We start from the raw sequence: 20,801 nt of genomic DNA, 5'->3' as shown, positions 1-20,801 counted from the left end.
GGTAATATTAGTAATTGTGAGTCCGGCGACATAGCCAAGTGGTAAGGCAAGGGTCTGCAAAACCTTCACCCCCGGTTCAAATCCGGGTGTCGCCTTTAGAAAAAACAACCTAAAACCAGGCAATTCAAGCCTCATAATCATAAACAAAGGGACGGGTATGATACTCGTCCCAAATTTTTTGGGTACGCAGTGCAGCGGAGTGAAATATGACATAGAAATACCCTTTTCAAACATCCTCTTAGATTAGTTCGCCCTGTTCCTCAGAGAAAGTTCCATATTACAGATCGTGAATATTAACAAGAAAATGGTAGGGCTGAAAAAATTGAAATTGTCTTCCTAAAAAAGTCGCACCCCCCACCCATTTGAAGCTGCAATTTATCTCCCTCTCCAAATGTTTGAAACCTAGATAGAACAAGCTTCTCCAGCTTCTATTTCCCTTTTAGCGACAATCTCGGCTCAATGCCATTGTTATCCCTTTACTAACAAAAGTCTTATCTGGTTCACCTCGGCTAAAGATGCTAATTGGACTGGGGTTTGCTAGTTAGCTAAGTGGGATTTTCTGGACATGATATTACGCTACGCCAACATATCCTCAGATAAAACACATAAAATGGGCAATACCAAACATTTTTGGGCTTTTATTTAAGTACTGCCACTAATACAGTTTCTTTAAGATAGCTGGCGCAGCGACATCAGCCATAGATGCGCTTTATTCCTGGTTATAGAGCCAAGAATCCCTACCTACTTAACGTCTCCACAAAATTTATTGGGCGCAACCTCACAGAGAATTGGCATAACTTTTACTCACCAGTAATAGAAAGTTCACTCACCCAAATTCTGGGACAAACTCCCCCTGGTGTTAACTCCACTTCTTTCTCTACATAAACAATTGATTGCAAGACTTCTAAGAAATCACCAGCAACCGTTGCCGACTCAATACTGGTTTTTTCACCTTTGTTAATTAACCAACCATCAAAGGGCAAAGAGAAGGAACCTTGCAAGGATTTAACACCTGCATGGAGAGCTTGTAAATCATCAATCAAAATCACATTTTCCGCAGTTTCTAAACTCAATTCTTGCTCAGTTGTCCCTGCTGCAAAAACGTGGTAAAAATTGGGACTAACGCTCACCTTTGCGCCAATACTAGCATTACCTGTAGGTGTAGTATTGAACCTTTTGGCAGTTCCTGCACTGTGGAGAAAGCTGGTTAAAACACCATTTTCTATCAACTTTATCTGACGGGTAGGAGTACCTTCACCATCAAAAGTTTCTGCACCAACATTAGCTGGATGTAAAGCATCATCATAAACTGAAAGTAAAGGTGAAGCTAGTTGTTTACCAATATCCTCAGCTTTAGATAAACTTTGATTGTCAAGAATGCTTTGAGCGTTGAACAAATTAGAAAAAGCACCCAATAAACTCAAGAAAGCTTCCGGTGAGAAAACAACTCGATATTTACCAGTTTTGATTTTTTCATAGTTCAAATGACTGATAGTTTTCTCAGCCGTTTCCTTAATACAACCAGCAATATCTAACTCAGCTAAACTTTCCTTAACTCGATAAGCACCTGCACTGCGTGGTTTCTTATTTTCTTCCTCAGTTTTGGTGTAAAGATAAACCGAAGCTAAAGAATGAGATTCTGTTCTGACAGCACCATCACTATTAACATAAAACCTGTCACTATCCCTTTGTGCCAAACCATTATAAGGCACACTTGTAATAGCAGGATGAGTAGATAGAAGTTCTTTCTCAGCTACTAATAATTTTTCTATCAGTTCAGAAACTGGAGCTTGGGGTGCTTTTTCGTGACGTGGATTAGCAATAGGAATAGTGGCTTCTGGACTAAAATCAGGGATGTTTTCCTTCACTCCAAAAAAACTAGCTTCATAAGCAGTTTTTAAAGCCAATTCTAATCCCAGGGGATCTACATCTGTGGTGCTAGTCACACCCATTGTATTCTCTTCATTCCAGACTCTAACAATTACACCAGAACGATTAGAAGCCTTAACTTGTTTCGGTTCACCTTGGTCAACTTGCACACTTGTATCATCTACAGTTGAACCGTAAATATCAAACTTTTTAATGCCCAGTTTAGCGGCATTTTCTTGAGCGTAAGTTGCAATTTCTTGTATTTTTGTCATAGTCAATTCAAAGCTCAAAATTCAAAACTACTTAATAGGTGGGCATTACCCACCCTACAATCTCAAACTCAATCTTGCTCTCTGTGCCTCTGCGTCTCTGCGTGAGACAGATATTCTAAAAGTTCTTACCGTCCACCAACAGTAATAGAATCAACCTTAATATGAGGCTGTCCGACTGTAGTGTAAATGCTGCCACTAACAGAACCACAAAAACCAGGTGCAAGTTCTAAATCTTGGGAACACATGGAAATTTTATTCATAATTTCCTTAGCTTCACCAATCAGGGTAGCGCCTTTTAACGGTTTGGTAAGTTTGCCATTTTCTATTAAATAAGCTTCATCAACACTAAAGTTAAATTGACCTGTAGCACCAACACTACCGCCACCCATTTTTTTACAGTAAATACCTTTATCAACAGAGGCAAATAAATCTTCATTGGTGTATTCGCCTGTATCAATATAAGTATTCCGCATCCGACTAGCGGCGGCAAAAGTGTAATTTTGACGGCGGCCACTGCCTGTTCTTGGATGTCCGGTGCGAACTGAGCCAGTTCTATCAGCTAAGAAGTTTTTGAGAACACCTTTTTCAATTAATAATGTTCTTTGTGCCGGCATTCCTTCGTCATCCATATCAATTGTGCCGAAGGCATTTTCTGCACGTCCTTCATCCCAAGCTGTTAAACTTTCATGGGCGATTTTTTCGCCTTTTTTATCAGCAAAGGGTGTGGTGTTGCGTTCAATTTGGGTAGTTTCTAACAGGTGTCCGCAAGCTTCGTGGAAAATTACGCCGCCAAAGTGATTGGCCATGATAATGGGGTAAGTTCCTGATTCTACGTAATCTGCATAAAGCATTTTACCGGCTGATTCGGCGATTTGTTCTGACGCTTGTTGATAATCCCAGGTTCTCAGGAAATTAGCATCACTGGTGTTACCTGCACGTTCGGCAATGGAGGCACGGTTAGCACCGTCAGCACAGAGGATATTAAATCCTACTGATTGAGTGAGGCGAATATCACGGGCAAATGTACCATCACTGGCAGCAACTAAGACTTCTTGCCAGTCGCGGAAATAGGAAGCGCGGCGTGATTGGACGTGAGTAGCTTTTTTGTGGAGTTGGGCAGTACCATCAAGGAGAACTTCTCCCATTTCGCGGATAGAACTACACAAAGGTAGCCAGCCATCTTTGCCGCGTTTGGTGGCGTAGTCTCTCAGTAATTCGAGGTTAATTTCGGGGATGAAAGCATTAGCTGTAGGTAGTTGTAATCCTAAGATGGAAAGACCTTTTTCTAAAGCTGCTTTTAACCCGGAAAATGTCATGTTATTGGTACTGACGTAGCAGTCAGCTTTGCCACGAAATACTCTAACTCCTGCACCTGTGGCTAAACTGGGTGAAATACTGGTGATGGTGTCGTCTTCTGCTAAACAACTGATGTAGTTACGACGTTCTAAATAGAATTCGATAAAATCAGCACCAGCGGCGCGTCCTAGTCCCAAAAGGGTTGCCAGTGGCGCTTCCCAGGTTTCATCAAAGCGTTCTGAGGTGGATGAATACTGGAGGGTGGGGAGTTGGTTCGAGAGAAGTAGGGTATTTGTAAGCATGAATTGCCTCGTCTGCTGGCGTTGTGACTGAAAAATCCTGGTGTGTTATCAGTCTAACAAATCCATGCAAGCGGCTGTTGGCAGTTCGGCAGTAGGGTTTTCCGCCATATCATCTAATTGTTGTTTTGTGATCTCACTTAAGATGCCATCATGAAAGTGATATTGTTCAGCCGGAAATTGCTCTAAAATTTCTGGATATGGGTATTTTTGTAAAACTTTGTAGCACCAATAAAATAAAGTTCTCAGATATGCACAGGTATCAGGACGAGACAAAATATGTTCAACTCTCAGGAGTTTTAATATTTTCCCACCATCTTCTTTTTCATCAAAACCAGGATATATAGCTTTTAATTCATTTTTAGGATGGGGAATAGTCTCAACATCTTGGGGGAAATCTATTAGATTAGTTCCTAAAACTACATTGATTGCCTGAGAGTCAGCGAAGTAATAGGCTTCAATCATGTTCACTAGTAAATGAACTGAAGTACGATTTTTTTGCTCTTTTAAAATAGTATTCAGTGCCTCTCGATATCGCTGAAAAACTTGTGCTGCTATTGTCACTCTGTCTCTTTCTAAGTCATCCACCAGCAATATATATCTACATGGATTTTCAGATAGATATTGCCTAGCTGGAATGCCAATCTCTTGCTCATCTTTATCAGGAATAATCTTACCAGTTCCAACCATTCTCATTTCTCGTTTTGGGGAAGTTCTAGGTGAACGCTGACCAATACGGCGCACAAATTTAAAGCTGCATATACCAGTAACCATGAGATTGCTAAATAAATTTGGTAGATGCTGTTCTTCAGTTTCACCTGTCACAAATAATCCAAATTCAAAAAAGTAGCATGGCTGGTTGCTAGTGTGATTTTCTCCATTCATTGACTTAATTCCTCAGAACCAAATTTACTCTGAGGTGCTATGGCTTCAGCCATGTATAATGAACCTGTTGCATATTCTTCTAGCAAATCCTGGATGTCTGCTATTTCGCTAACCCGTTTCATCAAGGTTTTTCCATCTGCATCAAGTTCCGTAGCCCATATATTTTTAGGTTCAAATTGACTAATTAGCACAGGGGAATGAGTGGCAATAAATACTTGTTTATTCCATTTTTCTGTAGCGAGTTTTACTGCTTTAGCGAAAACTGCTAACGCCCAAGGATGCAAAGATATTTCTGGTTCATCAAGCAAAATTAATGAATAGCCATTTGGTTTTTCAGAAAACAAAGCTGTGAGATTAATAAGCATCTGAAGATGTCCATCAGATACTCCTGAAGCTTGAATTGGTTTACGTCGTCTTTTATCTAAAAAATTTGCATAAACTGTATTTCTGCCAGTTTGCTCAAAATACAATCCGTCGAAAGTGGGGAAACTTTCGCGCATAAATTTCATGATTGTATCGTATCTCTCATCAATTACTTGTCTATCATGTAAGTTTCTCAAAACAGACCATAAATTTTCACATCTATCTTGTAATCTATCACCCGGTTCTGATTCGGAACCGGCTCTTCTCAGATTAAATAGGGAAGCACCTCTTAGGTGATAAGAACGTGCAGCACGAAGTAATTTATCTAATTCTAATGCAGCAAAATCACCTTTTCCAAAGGCTACATAGCTAGTCAGGGCAAGTTTTTCTGGTTCTCTGAGAGTGATAGTAGTTTCATTCTCCCCCATACCAAAATCATAAAATGTTGCTTTGTCACTACCGATGGTTCTATCAATGAGTAATTGATTATTAACTTTATTAACTAATTTTTCACCTGCAAAAGCTTCTATTCTGCCAGATGACAAACCAAATGAAACTTCATATTTGGCAGATTCATCTTCTATAGAAATTAATATATTGTCCGTTGTATTAGCTCCATCCCAAAGAATACCAATTCCATGATCTCTAAATGAGGAAGCTGAATCAACACCTCTGATAGCACAATCTCTAATAAACCAGATTGTATCTAAAAATGTTGATTTTCCGGCTCCATTAGGGCCAAAGAGAATGTTGAGAGAATCAGGTGTAATATGAACATCCGCAAGGGAGCGAAAATTCTTGATGTGTAAATGATTAAGTTTGTTAGGCATGATGATATTTTCCTACAAAAATGTGAATGCCTAGATAAAGTTTACAGTAACTTTTAAAAGGCTTGAAAATTCTCATGATGCCTGCGGTGAGCTTACCTCTCTAGGGAAGTAAGCTACTCGTAGCGTCTGGCTCACTATTCATCATAGAAATAATCTTTGTAACAAATTTATCATTATAATCTTTAAAATCATCCTCCAAAGAAGTATTATTTTATCTGATGGAGAGCAAAATATTATAGTATGTACTACAGAAAAACTGCATTTTATTACTTGCTATTAAGTATACTTGTATCGCTTGATGGTGTAACGTCCCGACCTCTGAAAGCGCAGACTATAGAAACTGGACAAACATCAAAGGGTGATACCTTCTTATCCCAACAAATCCCACCTCCTCAAGATTTACAACCATCTTCTCCTTCCCCATTTCCGGCACCGGAAATACCACAACCACTACCCCCACCAGCAGAACTATTTCCACTACCTGAGCAAACTACCCCACCTCAAGAACAACTTCCTAGCAATTTAACCGCAACTATTATCGTTGAACGGTTTGAAGTGATTGGCAGCACTGTATTTAGTCCTGAGGAGTTAGCTCAAGTTACTGCTGAATTTACTAAACGACCGATTTCGCTGGCTGAGTTATTTCAGGCTCGTTCTCAAATTACTGACTTATATATTAAAAATGGTTACATAACTTCTGGTGCGTATATTCCTCCACAAACTATTCAGTCTGGTGTGATTAAAGTTCAAGTAATTGAAGGTAAATTAGAAGACATAGAAATAGTTGGTACGGGGCGACTGAATCCCAGTTATATACGTAGTCGTTTGGCAATAGCTACAAAAGCACCTGTCAATAGGGAGCGTTTACTAGAGGCTTTGCGATTGTTGCAACTTAATCCTTTGATTGAAAACCTGTCTGCGGAACTGTCTGCTGGTTCTCGGACTGGAACTAATATATTGCAAGTGAAGATTAGTGAGGCGAAAACGTTCCATTCTCAAGTTACCTTAGATAATGGCCGATCGCCTAGCGTTGGTAGTTTTCGCCGCCGCTTAAATGTATCCGAAGCTAACTTACTAGGCTTGGGAGACGCTCTGAGCCTGACTTACAGCAATACAGATGGCAGTAATTCTCTTGATGTCAACTACACATTACCTGTTAATTCTCGCAATGGAACTATAGCTTTTAGCTTTAGTAATACATCCAGTAATGTGATTGAAGAGCCTTTCAATATCCTCGATATTCAGTCTAATTCTCGTGCCTATGAACTGACATTTCGTCAACCCATTGTTCAAAGTCCCACACAGGAATTTACCCTGGGTTTGACAGCTTCTCGACGGGAAAGTGAAGCTTCTTATATCCCCGGAGATCGGATTCCTTTCCCCTCGGTGGGAGCAGATGAAGAAGGACGCACAAGGTTATCTGCGTTGCGCTTTTTTCAAGAATGGACTACTCGCAACAGCTATCAAGTAATTGCAGTGCGATCGCAATTCAGTCTAGGAATTGATTTCTTAAATCCTACAATTAATACATCCGCCCCCGACAGCCGCTTTTTTTCTTGGCAGGGACAAGCTCAATGGGCAAGGCTTTTAGCTCCTGATACCTTATTTTTACTCCGTGCTAATACACAGTTAACCTCAAGAGCATTACTACCTTTAGAACAATTTGGATTAGGTGGTCAAGAAAGTGTGCGCGGCTATCGTCAAGATTACCTACTCACAGATAACGGAACTTTGGTTTCTGCTGAAGTTCTCATCCCCATTCTCCGCCTACCCAAAATGAATGGGATGTTACAGGTCATACCCTTTATAGATATCGGTGTCGGCTGGAATAATTCAGGTACAGATAATCCCACACCTAATACCTTAGCTGCGGCAGGAATAGGTTGGCAATGGACACAGAACAATCTTACCGCTCGTCTAGACTGGGGGATTCCTTTAATATCAGTTGAGTCACAACCAAGAACATGGCAAGAAAATGGATTATATTTTTCTTTACGATATAGTCCTTTTTGAACGCATCGCGGCATTAAGGTGTAGAACAAGAAACCAGAGTTAAAACAGGACTGTGGGGAAGAGCATTTTCTACCTTAGCAACTAAGTGAACTTGACCATTGGAATCAAAAATCCATCCTTGTGCTTCCATCATCTCCGTTGCTGAACTGCTATTAACACCAATGGGTTTAATATTTTCTTGATTGTTCTGACTAGGTACTAAATCAACCAACTCAACTAAAGCTGTTGTCCCTGTCAATAAATCATCAGGACTAGATGGGATACCACCTCTACCAGCTACAGTAAATTTATTTTTACTACTAGCTAATTTACTACCCGCAGCACACCCTTGAGCAATCTGATTGGAGACATCAACAAGACTCGTAGGTAAAGATAATAATCCCTGAGAGGGGTCAATACTCAATACATTGATGCTAACATCACCATTAAGACCAAACTGGGAACTGGCAGTGATATCACTTTTTGGCGTACTTTGTAAACGATACTCTGTCCCGAAAATTCCTTGTGTAGTAATGTTGATATTTCCACCGTTACCTTGATCAGCATTAGCAGTAATATCACTATTTTCAAAAGGCAACGCTACAACAAAACCACTTTGAGCATTAATAAAAATGTTACCACCTTGAGCAGTACCAAAAGCTTGTGCTGAAATCCGGGTATTGTTTTTCATCAGCAATAAATCTTGCACAAACAAATTAATAGTAGCGTTGTCTCCTCCTTCTCCAACTCCTGTTTCTGCTGCTAAGAATCCTTGATTAAGAAACAGATTATTTGCTGTTATTGCGAGATACCCAGCCAGTCCTGAAGGGCTACTGACTGTAACAATTGATTTATTTATAATAGTGAATTGTCCAGTTGTGATATCTACATATCCTGCGTCACCTTGACCTGTGACCTCAGATGCTATGCGGCTATCACTATCGAGCTTAATAAAATCATTAGCATTAATAGTTACATCTCCTGCTTCACCATTATCTGTGGAAGCTGAAATAGAACTGTTGTTACTTAACTGTAAGGATTGTAAGTCTAGCAGTCGAATATCACCACCAATGCCTGATGCTGTTTCTCCAATGATTTGGGATTCGTGATCAAGAGTCACAGTATTAGCTAAGAGTTCTAAGTATCCCCCTATACCATTTTTACTACTAACGGTTACTCTTGCTCCGTTATTGATGCTAAGTTGCCCAGTGGTGATATCTACAAAACCTGCATTACCCTGATCTGCTGCTTGAGATGCTAAACGGCTACCGCTATCGAGCTTGATAAAATCACTAGCTTGAATAGTTACATCTCCTGCCTCACCATCAATTGTGGAAGCGGAGATATAACTGTTGTTACTTAACTGTAAAGATTTTAAGTCCAGTAATTCGATATCTCCACCAATACCAGATGCTGTTTCCCCAGTGATTTGGGATTGGTTATCAAGATTCACACTATTAGCTGTCAAACGTAAATAGCCGCCTGTATTATCTTTACTGCTAACAGTTACTCGTGCGCCATCTGTCATGGTAAATTGTCCAGTGGTAATATCTATGAAGCCTGCATTACCCTGACCAGGACTGCCAGAAGCCAGAGTACTCGCACTATTTAGCTTGATAAAATCACTGGCATTAATGGTAATGTCTCCTGCTTCACCATCCTCTGTGGAAGCTGAAATAAAACTGTTATTACTCAATTGCAAAGATTTTAAATCTACTAATTGGATGTCACCACCAATACCAGATCCTGTATTGGCTTCTATTCTCGCGTCATCAAGAGTGACGGTATCAGCAGAAAGACGCAAATAGCCTGCAATATTACCTTGACTATTAACGTTTATATCTGCTCCATTGCTCATGGTGAATTGTCCGGTAGTAATATCTATAAACCCAGCATTCCCTGCACCAACAGCCTCAGATACCAGACGGCTACCACTATCAAACTTGATAAAATCACTGACATTAATAGTTATATCTCCTGCTTCGCCATTAACCGTGGAAGCAGATATGGCACTGTTATTACTCAATTGTAAGGATTTTAAATCTTGCAGTGTGATGTCTCCACCAATGCCGGAGAAGGTATTAGCATCAATGCTGGCTTGATTATCGAGAGTGACGGTATCGGCTATTAGGAATACTTGACCTGCATTTTTTACACTACTGACGTTGACCTTTGCTCCATTATTCATGGTTAATTGTCTGGTGGTAATAGCGATATTGCCAGCATTTCCTTCACCAACGGCTCCAGATGCCAGCAGGCTGCCACTATCAAGCTGAATAAAATCACTGGCATGAATAGTTATATCTCCTGCTTCGCCATTAATTGTCACAGATGAGATAGAGCTATTATTAGTTAACTGCAAAGATTTTAAGTTTAGTAGCTGAATATCGCCGCTGATTTCAGATACTGTATTTGCTGTAACTTGAGCTTGGTTGTCAAGGGATAATCTATTGGCACTGATGGTAATACTGCCTTGCTGATCAGCATATATTAATGACTGATCTTTAATTGTCACTTGATTAGCTTCTATGCTGATATTACCAGGAGTTTGACCGATCATACTTTGCATCCGCAGAATGGAATTTATCAAGGTGGCAGAGTCTCTGACGTGGATAGCCATTTCGCCACCGCTGGTACTAGCGTTGCTGTTGATGGTTGTATTGATGAGGTTTAGTTCTCCAGCATAAATATTTAGGTTTCCACCAGCCGCAGTGATGATGCTATTCTGCATTTGCAGGTTTGCGGTTGCCTGGAGTGTCAGGTTATTTCCAGCGTTGAATTCTCCTTGCATATCTAGTTGATCTGTTACTAGATCAAAGTCTTGCCCTACTGAGAGATTGCCCAGATTTGTAATTTTTGCACCTGTGGGACTTTCACCATATTGCAAACCAGGCGTAATATTAACTGTTAATAATGGTGGTGCTTGGGGATTGGTAGCGCTAAATTCACTACCATCGAAGAACTTTAAACTGTTAACTGTGGTAGCTGTGAATGAACCACCAATTTTTAAATAAGCATTGTCACCAAAGATAATGCCTTTGGGGTTGATTAAAAACAGGTGAGCGTTACCATTTGTACGAATTAATCCATCAATATTGGAGATGCTGTTACCTGTAACTCGTGTAAGGATATTTTGAATTTCTAAGCTGTTATTAAATAAGGCTTGTCCGTTTTTGGGTACGGAAAATTCTTGGAAACTGTGAAATAGATTTACACCTCTCACTGTTCCACCGTTAATTTGACAGATTTTACATCCCGGTTGTACCTGAGAGTTAATTGGGAGGGTATTGTCAGGAACTATTTGGGCGATCGCTTTTTTGGCAATAATAGGAGAAATAAGCAATGCAAAAAACCCCAGACTGAAAGTAAAAATATGAGCTTTGTTGGTAATCTGGCTGTGTATGTAAGGGTTAGTTTGATATTCAAGCATAATCTACTAGGGCTTGCTGTTCGCGTAGCGTGCCGTTAGGCATAAAAGTTGTAGGTGAGGACAGGAAATAGAGAATAGGTAACTCTTAACAGTTTCAGCTATCTGATAGCCTGCGTGGCGTAGCCATATATCCTCAAGTTCCCACATCTGGCAAGGAAAAATGCCGCTATTTTGAGACACTATATTCGATTTAGAGTAAGCCACAAAATAAATGATCCTGTCTTGTCATGCTGAGTGCAGCAAAGCGGAACGAAGCATCTCGGAGGATTCTTCACTACACTTCGTTTCGTATGGCTATAGCTTGCGTGACGACGTAGGAGTCATACGCCACTTCGTGAACAGAATGACATTGGGCATTTCTTTCTGTGGAGTTCTCTTAGGAAATATGCGTAGCTAGGGCGATGCCTTACACAATCAGGATTCTGCATTAACGTGTAGAACAAGAAACTTGGGGTGAAATAGGACTGTGGGGTAAAACATTTGCTACCTGAGCAACCAAGTGAATGTTACCCTTGTCATCAACAACCAATGCTTGAGCCTCCACAATCTTTGTTGGTAAACTGCTAGTAGCAGTTTCAGATTGAATATCCTGATTACTTTCCTGACTAGGCACTAATTCTACCAAATCAACTAATGCTGTCGTCCCCGTGAATAAATCATCAGGACTAGATGGTAATCCACCACGGCCAACGATAGTAAATTTATTATCTCGACTTGCAAATTTGCTACCAGATGCACATTCTTGGTCAACCTCATTATCGGTATCAATTAGGTTTGTCGAGAGATTAATTAAGCCTTGACTGGGATCAACAGATAACTCGTTAATTTGGACTTTACCACTCAACTCAGGACTTGCTCCAGTCGCAGTAATATCACTTTCTGGAGTGGCTTGTGGACGAGATTTTGTCCCAAAGATACCTTGAGCATTGATTGTTACCTTACCACCCCGAAAATCAGTCGAATTAGCACTAATATCACTGTTTTCTAATGCAGCTAAAACATCAGTATTAATAATAATGTTGCCACCGTTAACATTGTTACCAGTTGCGTTAGTGGTAATGCTGCTGCCACGACGCATTATTAAGCTTTGAGTGCTTAAATTAATACTTGCTTGCTCTGAATAGAGTTCAATGTTTTCACCACGAGTGTTTGCAGTGATGGTGGCAGAGTTATCCAAGAGAATAAAGCGAGCATTTACGATAACATTACCTGCATTTTCTGTTCCTCGACCCTCTACAGTAATCGTAGCCCCATCACGAATTTTTAAGGTATTGGTGCTAACTTTTATATTTCCTGCTGCTCCTGTTGCACTCGACCTAGCATCTGAGCCATTTAGTTGTGTACCAGAGGTATTTACTTTCAAATTACCTGGATCAGAAGCACTAAAAGTTTCAGAGCTGATTCTAGTGTTAATACTGCGACCAGTAATAATTAGTTCTGAATCTGAAAAAGGTTGACCTCCAGTCATGTCTATTGATTCCGTAGCATTGATGTTAACATTCCCCCCTCTACCATTACCAAGGCTAGGCGCTCCTACTAATGCTCTATCCTGGAGAATCAAATTCTTGGTATTAATATTTACGTTACCTGCATCTCCTGTACTATCAAAATCATTTCCTGTTCCCAATAAGGAATTAACTACTTGCACTGACTTAGAGGCGTTAATATTAATATTGCCACTGTTACCTTGACCAGCAGTATAAACAAGTATAAATGCTGCATTTTTGAGGATTAATTGACCCGTATTCATTTCCAAATTGCCACCACTTCCAGTCTCCTGACTAACTGCAAAAAATCCATTGCGACTATCACGCAGATTGTTGGGATTAATAATTTCTGCAAAAGCTTTTTCAAAGTTACCAGTACCAATTACTTCTACAGTATCAGTGGCATTAATGCTCATAGTCCCACCTGGAAGTGAACCCAAGTTTAAAGATGTCATCCGTGAACCCTCAATCATTCGCAGATTGCGTGTTTGTACCCGAATTTCACCGCCAGTTATGCCACTGGTATCAATTGTACTAGCTGCTAGTTGAATGTCTCCAAAGTTTTTGATGCCATCATAACCGAAGGAAAATCCTTGGTTAATCGCAGTGAGCTTAACTAAACCTTCTTCAGCAACACTACCTAATTCTATCCTTTCCCCAGAGGTTTCTAATGTTGTCCCTTCTGAGGTTCCTAATGTTGTCCCTTCTAAGGTGATATCACCACCTATTAAAGCTAAGGTTTGATTTGGTTGTACCCGTAATTTATTTGTTGCCTGGACTTGAATTTTTCCGGGATTGCTGCCATATTGCAAGCCGATAGGAGTGGTGATGGTTAATAGGGATGTATTTTCAACAGTTTGGGTACTAAACTGCGTACCATCTGCAAATTTGAGGCTGTTCGCTGTACTCGCTACAAAGGAACCACCAATGTTTAAACTGGCATTGTTACCAAAGATAATGCCGTTGGGGTTGACTAGAAATAGGTTAGCGTTACCATTGGCACGAATTAGTCCATCAATATTGGAGATGCTGCTACCTGTAACTCGTGTGAGGATGTTTTGAATTGTTGGACTGTTATTAAATAAAGCTTGTCCATTTGTGGGTACGGAAAATTTTTGGAAACTGTGATATAGATTGACACCCCTAACTGTACCACCGTTAATTTCACAAACCGTGCAACCTGGTTGTACTTGAGAGTTAACCGGCAGAGTATTGTCAGGAACTATTTGAGCGATCGCTTTTTTGGCAATAAAAACAGAAGTGAGTAATGCCAAAAGGTAGAGGCTCAAGTAAAAGCTGTACAACATAGCAGTTACCCATAACTGTGGAAAGAATGTTCCGAATGACAATACCAATACATTCTCCAAATTACGAGGGTGAGTTGATACATAATTTCGTTAGCACTTACTAGGATTCATTTTTACAGTGCGTAAGTTTCTATATTGGGATTAAAGCCAATTTCCTAACAGCACAAATGGGGCCCAGTAGAAGGGATTTCTGTATTCTGGCTGGTTGAGTAGTTTTAATTGAGCAAGACGGATAGCTTCAGCTTTTGTTACTTTAGATTTGGCTAATTGGCGGTAAAATTCCACCATAAACTCAGCGGCAGATTCATCATCTACAGACCATAGTGTTGCTAGAGTACTACGTGCGCCAGAACGAACGGCTATACCTGCTATTCCTAGTGGGGCGCGGTTGTCTCCTTGGGCGGTTTGACAGGCGCTAAGAACTAATAATTCAATGGGATTATTGGTATCTTGTTCTCTTGTTTGCAGTAGTTCGCCTAAATCTTTGACGTTTAGACGATTATCCCAGGTGAGAATAAAGGTATCTTGTGCATTGGAACTAAATTGACCGTGGGTAGCAAGATGAACTATGGGAAAGGGTGTTGCACGGATGAGATTTTGGATATCTGTGCTGGTGAATGTTTGATTAAATAGGACTTGAGTGGGAATTTCTGAAGTGATACCTTTAATTTCTACACCTACTCCAGGTAATGAGGAAAAACCTTGTCTGGCTTCGCTGATAGCACCAACTAGTATTTTGAGGGGTTTTTGTTGTAGGGGTTGGGGAGAAAGTAGTTGTAACCCTGGTGTTTGAGCTAGGCTGTATTTTTCTACTAGATATTGCTTTCCGTCGTGAAGTGCTGCCATTGGCAGGTTTTTCATTATGCCATCGAGGACAAATACTAGGGTTTTGATGTCGCTGGCAGCTAAATCTGCTTCTGTGGGGCGGATGAGTAAATTGTACACTTTTTGAGCGATCGCTAGACGTTGTTGATTTCCTAAGTTGGGTCTGAGGGACGATCGCATTTCTAGTAAAATTTTCTCTAGTTCTGGCTGGGGAATAGTCGTAGTATACTGACGTAGAGGTTGATTCGTGACGGAGATGATCATCTCCAAGCGATCGCTCAAAATAATCGGATATATAATTGCAGCTTGCGGATCTATTTGGTCAACTTTGGTAATCTGACTTGTAAGACAATCTTCCCGAAAGTAATTATCTAATTCTGCTACTTTTAAAGATTCAATCAAATCACGGGCTTTGCTCAAATTCAATTGACTGATATCTTTGGTATTTTTTGTTTTTGTAGGTTGCAGTAATAAACCAACTAACTCTCGATAAATAGGTTCTATACTCTCCTGAAAAGAAAACTGAAGATTGCTATTACCAGCAACTAAATCTTTACGAATATACGCCAGGGTTTTAACTGCTGCATCATATGCACCAATAGCTTTTTCTGAGTTGCCAATCGCTTGAAAAATTCTTCCTAGTTGCCATTGCCAAAGATAGCTGATTTCGGCAGCATTACCTGTTTGGGAAAGAATTAAGGCTTGTTCAGTGAGTTTTTGAGCTTCTGACCATTGTTGATTTTGTTCATACATTCCACCCAAGTAACCCAAAGCGTAAGATTCTGCCCTTGTGTCGCTGATACTTTGAGCTTGTTGGACAGCTGTGGCAAGAGTTTTGGCAGCAAGCTGTTTTTGAGCAGTTTTTTGAGCAATTTTTTGCAAACTTTGGGCAAAATTTACCTGTGCATATATGTTGGTGCGACTGGGAACTAAGTTTTCTATTTGAGGCTGAATTTGCGGGATTAAAGCTTTAGCTTCTGCCCATTTTTTTGTGTTTACGTAAAGACGTAATTGATTGAGTTGGGCTTGAAGTTTTATGGTAGGTGAAGTGGATACAGATATTGCTTGTTGATAATAATTGAAAGCTGCTGCACTTTGTTGTTGAGAAAAAGCAGTGTTGCCTAAACTGAGTAATGTGACAGCGATTTCCGGTTGGGAATTTAATTTTTGAGATATCGCTAAACTTTGTTGTAAAATCTGATGGGATTTTTCTAAATCACCCATCACCCGCAGAGTATCACCCAAGTTCAGCAAACTAGATGCTTTCAACATAGTGTCTGGTTGTGCTTGCAGGTTTTGGGTTACTTGCTCTAAAGTCTTCCTAGCACGGGGGTATAGTCCCAGCGATCGCAAAGCTTGAGTTTGATTCAGCAAGCTGCGGTTGACTCCCGTTTGATCTCCAGCTTTTTTATAGATATCAGCGGCTTTTTCCCAGGTGCTAAGTGCCGTTTCTGCTTCTCCATGAGATAGTTGCAGATTTCCCTGGATATTTAATGCTTGTGCTAAGAGGGAGAAGGACTGGGAAGACGGGGAAACCCCACCCCTACTGAGAAAATTTATACTTTGAGATATAGCCTCGTTTGCTGGTTGTAACTTACCTAACTGTTGGTATGCCAAGGCTAAGTTACTGAGTACAATTGCTTGGTTGAGGGTATCACCTTTTTTAGCAAATATCTCTGTGGCTTGTTGCCAAAGTGCGATCGCTTCTGTAAACTTTTCCGATTGATAGCTTTGCTTTCCAGCTTCTACTAATGAAGTTGGGGAAGCAGTGACTACAGAAACTGCTGTGACTACAGGTAGTTGGAAAGAAACACTTTTATTTACTTGTAATATAGTCAGCAAAGTAACTAATATTGCTAAACAAAAATATTTAAATATTACCTTATTAATAATCATATCTGCATGAATGTGTAGAACAAGAAGCCAGATGTAAAACAGAACTATGAGGAATAGCATTTGCTACTTCAGCAACCAAGTGAACTTGACCTTTAACATCAACAACCTTCCAAAATCTCTAATCTCACTATTTTCTGTTACGACTAGAACATCAGTATAGTGATATTGCCACCGATAACATTGTTACCAGTAGCATTGGTAGTGATGTTGCTGCAATTACGCATAATCAAAGATTGAGAGTTCAAGTTAATACTAGCCTGTTCTTGATTAGATGCAGTAGTATTACTGCGACTATTACCAAGAATGGTAGCAAAGTTGTCCATGAGAATAGAGCCAGCCTTTAAGCTCAAATTGCCCCTATTTACTGCGCCTCAAGCCTCCAATAAATTTGGAGCCTTATCTAGAATTTGCAAATTATGGAATGTTAATTTTTATATCTTCTACTATCACTGTTGAACCTCAACCAGAACTAGCTAATAAGCCACCAATAACCCATTGTTAAATGCCGTAGAGAGCGCGATGCCAAAGCACTTCAGGTATTCCAAAATCCCTTTTCTTTGTCAGAAATAGTTTAGTTGAGACTTTTGTTAATTCTGGAAATTCAGAAATGTTCCCTGACAAGCGTCTTAAGATTGTACTGCCATACGAAGTAAAATGAGCTACACTTATTCGATTTATCCATCAGTCGGAGTTGCTCGAGTTGGTAATAGTAACACTGACTTTTTCCTCGCCCCAGATAAAATCGGGGGATTGCCTATCGAGTGCGATGCTTATGGCAATGAACGGCAAGAACCTTTTAGCGAGTTTAAAGATGAGACTGGAAAGGTAAAACGGCAAGGGCAAAAATTTCGGATCTATCGCAAAGATTCAATATTTCCCCATCATGAAGAGGAACTTACCTTAGTCCATGAAGAAGTGGAATCCATTCAATGGACAGTACACTTAGCCAATAAAAAAGCTGCCTGGTACCAATTTTCAGAATATAAAGGAAATCTCCTGTTTGGAGAAAATAATAGCTATCAGGCACAAGGAGTCGATTTCAGGAACAAAAACACTGAAGATCGCCAGACCCTAATCATCGATCCAGGTCCACGAAATATCTCAGGTATTAACGAGAGCATTGAAATTAGTCGTGACAACATTCCTGCTGGATATGTACATGGGAATTTCCCGCCCCCAGATCCAAAGTATGGTTATTCTATTGACAAGCTTGGCGACTTGAAAACAGACGATGAAGGACGCTTAGTAGTGTTGGGAGGATTTGGCAAATCTGGAGGTGATGAACCACTTTCTAGTTATGGAGGGGCTGATACCTGGTACGACGATATCTCAGATGGTTCAGTCATTTGCACTATCACATTGAAAAATCAAGAAGTTTATACTTTGAAAGCCTGGGTTGTAACTGGACCGCCGCATTTTGCTCCAGAAATTACGAATATCTCCACCTGGGATGACACCATGTTTGATGTTGGTGTGCGTTACTTTAATCTTGTCCCAAATATGTATCAAGATGGGACATGGAATGAAAATTTTGATGCCAACTATCAACGCGATATTCTACCGATTATTCAGAGAATTTCTGGTTATCATTGGGTAGCCAATGTTCAATCTATGATTGCCTTTTCCTCCAACATTTTTGACTTTTCCGATCCCTCCAATGGCAATAAGGTCAATCGACAGCAGTATTTTTCCTATTTTCGGCAACCAGAGCTTCCCAATCCTGCAACGTTTCCCGGAAGTCGTCAATACACCTTATTTAGCGACGACCATGTACCAATGATGCCACTTAACTCTGGTAGCAATTCCGTTAGTAATGTCAATATTGAAAAATTCCTAGCACTTACCCAAACACAATATTTTCTTCTCCAACAATGGGCCGATGGCAAGTTCAACAATGACCCCAACTATGAACCTTATGCTGGTGTTGATGAGAGAAATAGTGCCAGTGCTGGCAATGTTGTTGGACTCCCTCAATGTCCAGGAATTGAAGTGACTTGGACAACACAAAATCCAGTGATCTATGAAGAGGCTTACCAGATCCAACAGAAGCAGGTTGATGACACCTATGGACTGACTCCCAGCCGTGATGAGTGTGAAGGAGGTGGATGTGAGCCTGGTGATTTAACCAAGCGCATGGCAATTCCCTGGCAAGCAGATTTCTTCAATTGTTCAGTTCAATTTATCAACTTTACAGATCCTGACACCAATAAAGATGGTAGTCCTGCGGCTCCTAAACCACCTACCTATTACTCTTACTGGTGGCCACCACAAGCTCCTTGGGATGTAATTGGTGGTGATGAAACTGCTTTGGCGCAAGCAACATCAGGTATTCCCGCTGGGTTACAGGTTAATTTCATTCGGGGAGTTAACAGTTACAAACAAATGGTTAACCAAGGATGGTCGTATTTAGCATTCGTCCGTAACAAAAATAGCGGACAAAACGGACAGATGTTTCCTTATTTGGTGGAAACAGAACGGAACAATGATATGTTTAGTTACCAATCTGTACCGATTAGTCAAATTACTGAGCGCCCAGATGACAATGGTACAGATGTTCAAGTATTTTATCTCAAAACTCTTGACGATCAAAAAGAAGTACGGGCTTCCCGACTGCGAATGCTGAGATTGGATGTTCAAGAGGCAATGAAGGAGTTTGATAAATTTAGGGAGATTGAAGTTGTCGAAGCAGAACGGCAGCTAACTCCTCGTTCTGGTACGCGAGTTCGCTTCTAAATGATTTTGATAGTCTCCTGTTATTCAGTAACAACTTAACAGGAGATTTTACTCATAATATCAGGCGAAACTATGGCCAAGTAGAAGAACTAACCAGGAGATTTTAGATGAAACAGATAAAAAATGTTGATGTTGCTATTCTTGGTGGAGGAGTAGCAGGAACTACTTTAGCGTTAACGCTTTGTCTCTATTCAAAACTCACAGTCGCAGTTATTGAACAAACAACTTACGAAACTATTCGTGTTGGGGAAAATGTATCTGCAAGTTTACTGCCTTTACTCGATTATTTGCAAATTAAAGAGTCTTTTTTAGCTGATAATCATAAACCTGTTTATAATATCTCTGCTGTTTGGGGGCATTCTTCACTGAATTCTAGAGCTTCATTATTTAGCCAGTTTGGTGAAGGTTATCTTCTTGATCGTGGACAATTTGATTGTATGTTAGCAAAACAGGTTGTTCACAAAGGAGGTAAGCTTTTCTTAGAAACTAAATGCCAGGAGGGTGAGCATTTAGAAGGAGGTGGGTGGCGGCTTTTTCTCAATCATAGTTCTGGTCAATCTTTCTCGCTAGAATCGCGTTATTTAGTTGACGCAACGGGCAGACAATCTAGAATTGCCAAGCGTTTGGGAGCAAAATCTCTGATCTCTGATTCTCTTGTCGGAATCACTGCTTTTCTTGATTTTGGAAAGCATAAACCAAACACTGAAGAAATTTTAATTGAGTCCATTCCCGAAGGATGGTGGTACTCTGCGTGGCTACCAAATGGAAAGTTAAGCGTCGTATTAATAACAGATGTAGATATTATGCGACAGCAACAACTTCACAAAGAGTATCAATGGAGTTGCCTATTATCTAAAGCCTACCATACCAGTAACCGTACCAGGGGAGGAATGTTGGATGATTCTCTTGTAGTCAAACCTGCACACTCTCACATTCTTGATCACGCAGTTGGTGACGACTGGATAGTAGTGGGGGATGCTGCGGCAGCTTTTGATCCGCTTTCATCTATGGGTATAGGACACGCTATGACTTCAGGAAGCCATGCTGCTGTTGCGCTGATTGAGCATCTTAACAATCACAAAGATGGATTACTAAAAGAGTATCAGAGTGGACTAGAGCGTAATTTTGAAAGTTATCTAAGAATGCGACAGATGTATTATGAGATGGAAAAGCGGTGGATAGAAGCCCCATTCTGGAAACGTCGAACTCAATTGACTCCCATCCCTGTTGGTGCTAAATAGATTCATTTTGCCAAACGGCAATCTCTTACAGCAGAATTCAGGAGTCAGCCCTATGGCTTGTCTTCGACACACTACG

Annotated in this window: 11 protein-coding genes and 1 tRNA gene; 4 read left to right on the top strand and 8 right to left on the bottom strand. The window is 40.4% G+C overall.

Features of this window, described 5'->3' with window-relative positions; all coding sequences use genetic code 11:
- Positions 1–24: 24 nt before the first annotated feature.
- Positions 25–95 (top strand) — tRNA-Cys (locus ACSQ6I_RS24815).
- Between the two features lie 705 nt (positions 96–800).
- Here the strand turns inward: ACSQ6I_RS24815 and ACSQ6I_RS24810 are convergent.
- From ACSQ6I_RS24810 to ACSQ6I_RS24795, 4 genes are all read right to left on the bottom strand, one after another.
- On the bottom strand, positions 801–2,141 hold the full coding sequence (locus tag ACSQ6I_RS24810) for a TldD/PmbA family protein (protein ID WP_438892897.1): 1,341 nt from the start codon (positions 2,139–2,141) through the stop codon (positions 801–803).
- Between the two features lie 125 nt (positions 2,142–2,266).
- The gene (locus tag ACSQ6I_RS24805; RefSeq protein WP_438892896.1) at positions 2,267–3,739 is read right to left on the bottom strand and encodes a TldD/PmbA family protein; all 1,473 of its coding nucleotides are present in this window, start codon (positions 3,737–3,739) and stop codon (positions 2,267–2,269) included.
- A 48-nt stretch (positions 3,740–3,787) separates the two neighbouring features.
- Positions 3,788–4,621 (bottom strand): hypothetical protein, encoded by an 834-nt coding sequence (locus ACSQ6I_RS24800; protein WP_438892895.1) that lies wholly within the window; start codon positions 4,619–4,621, stop codon positions 3,788–3,790.
- A complete protein-coding gene (locus ACSQ6I_RS24795) occupies positions 4,618–5,814 on the bottom strand; it encodes an AAA family ATPase (protein WP_438892894.1) in 1,197 nt (398 codons plus the stop codon). Before ACSQ6I_RS24795 ends, ACSQ6I_RS24800 begins: the two co-directional genes overlap by 4 nt.
- 240 nt (positions 5,815–6,054) lie before the next feature.
- On the opposite strand from ACSQ6I_RS24795, the gene ACSQ6I_RS24790 reads away from it, so the two are divergent.
- Positions 6,055–7,827: a ShlB/FhaC/HecB family hemolysin secretion/activation protein gene (locus ACSQ6I_RS24790; RefSeq protein ID WP_438892893.1), complete on the top strand. Its 1,773-nt coding sequence runs from the start codon at positions 6,055–6,057 to the stop codon at positions 7,825–7,827.
- A gap of 13 nt (positions 7,828–7,840) precedes the next feature.
- Here the strand turns inward: ACSQ6I_RS24790 and ACSQ6I_RS24785 are convergent, their stop codons facing one another.
- From ACSQ6I_RS24785 to ACSQ6I_RS24770, 4 genes are all read right to left on the bottom strand, one after another.
- On the bottom strand, positions 7,841–11,236 hold the full coding sequence (locus ACSQ6I_RS24785; RefSeq protein WP_438892892.1) for a two-partner secretion domain-containing protein: 3,396 nt from the start codon (positions 11,234–11,236) through the stop codon (positions 7,841–7,843).
- 427 nt (positions 11,237–11,663) lie between these two features.
- Positions 11,664–14,030 (bottom strand): two-partner secretion domain-containing protein, encoded by a 2,367-nt coding sequence (locus ACSQ6I_RS24780; protein ID WP_438892891.1) that lies wholly within the window; start codon positions 14,028–14,030, stop codon positions 11,664–11,666.
- 141 nt (positions 14,031–14,171) lie between these two features.
- On the bottom strand, positions 14,172–16,751 hold the full coding sequence (locus tag ACSQ6I_RS24775; protein WP_438892890.1) for a CHAT domain-containing protein: 2,580 nt from the start codon (positions 16,749–16,751) through the stop codon (positions 14,172–14,174).
- A gap of 143 nt (positions 16,752–16,894) precedes the next feature.
- Entirely contained in the window at positions 16,895–17,074 is a 180-nt protein-coding gene (locus ACSQ6I_RS24770) for a hypothetical protein (RefSeq protein WP_438892889.1), read from the bottom strand.
- A gap of 331 nt (positions 17,075–17,405) precedes the next feature.
- Between ACSQ6I_RS24770 and lodA the strand changes: the two genes are divergently transcribed.
- Both lodA and lodB read left to right on the top strand, forming a co-directional pair.
- Positions 17,406–19,484, top strand: a complete 2,079-nt coding sequence (gene lodA, locus ACSQ6I_RS24765; protein ID WP_438892888.1) for a CTQ-dependent lysine 6-oxidase LodA — start codon at positions 17,406–17,408, stop codon at positions 19,482–19,484.
- Between the two features lie 107 nt (positions 19,485–19,591).
- A complete protein-coding gene (gene lodB / locus ACSQ6I_RS24760) occupies positions 19,592–20,725 on the top strand; it encodes a lysine-epsilon-oxidase maturase LodB (protein WP_438892887.1) in 1,134 nt (377 codons plus the stop codon).
- Positions 20,726–20,801 lie beyond the last annotated feature (76 nt).

The organism is Anabaena sp. WFMT (genome assembly GCF_051781005.1).
In the GTDB taxonomy this organism is placed as follows: Bacteria; Cyanobacteriota; Cyanobacteriia; order Cyanobacteriales; family Nostocaceae; genus Anabaena.
This window is presented reverse-complemented; position numbering and strand designations above follow the sequence as displayed.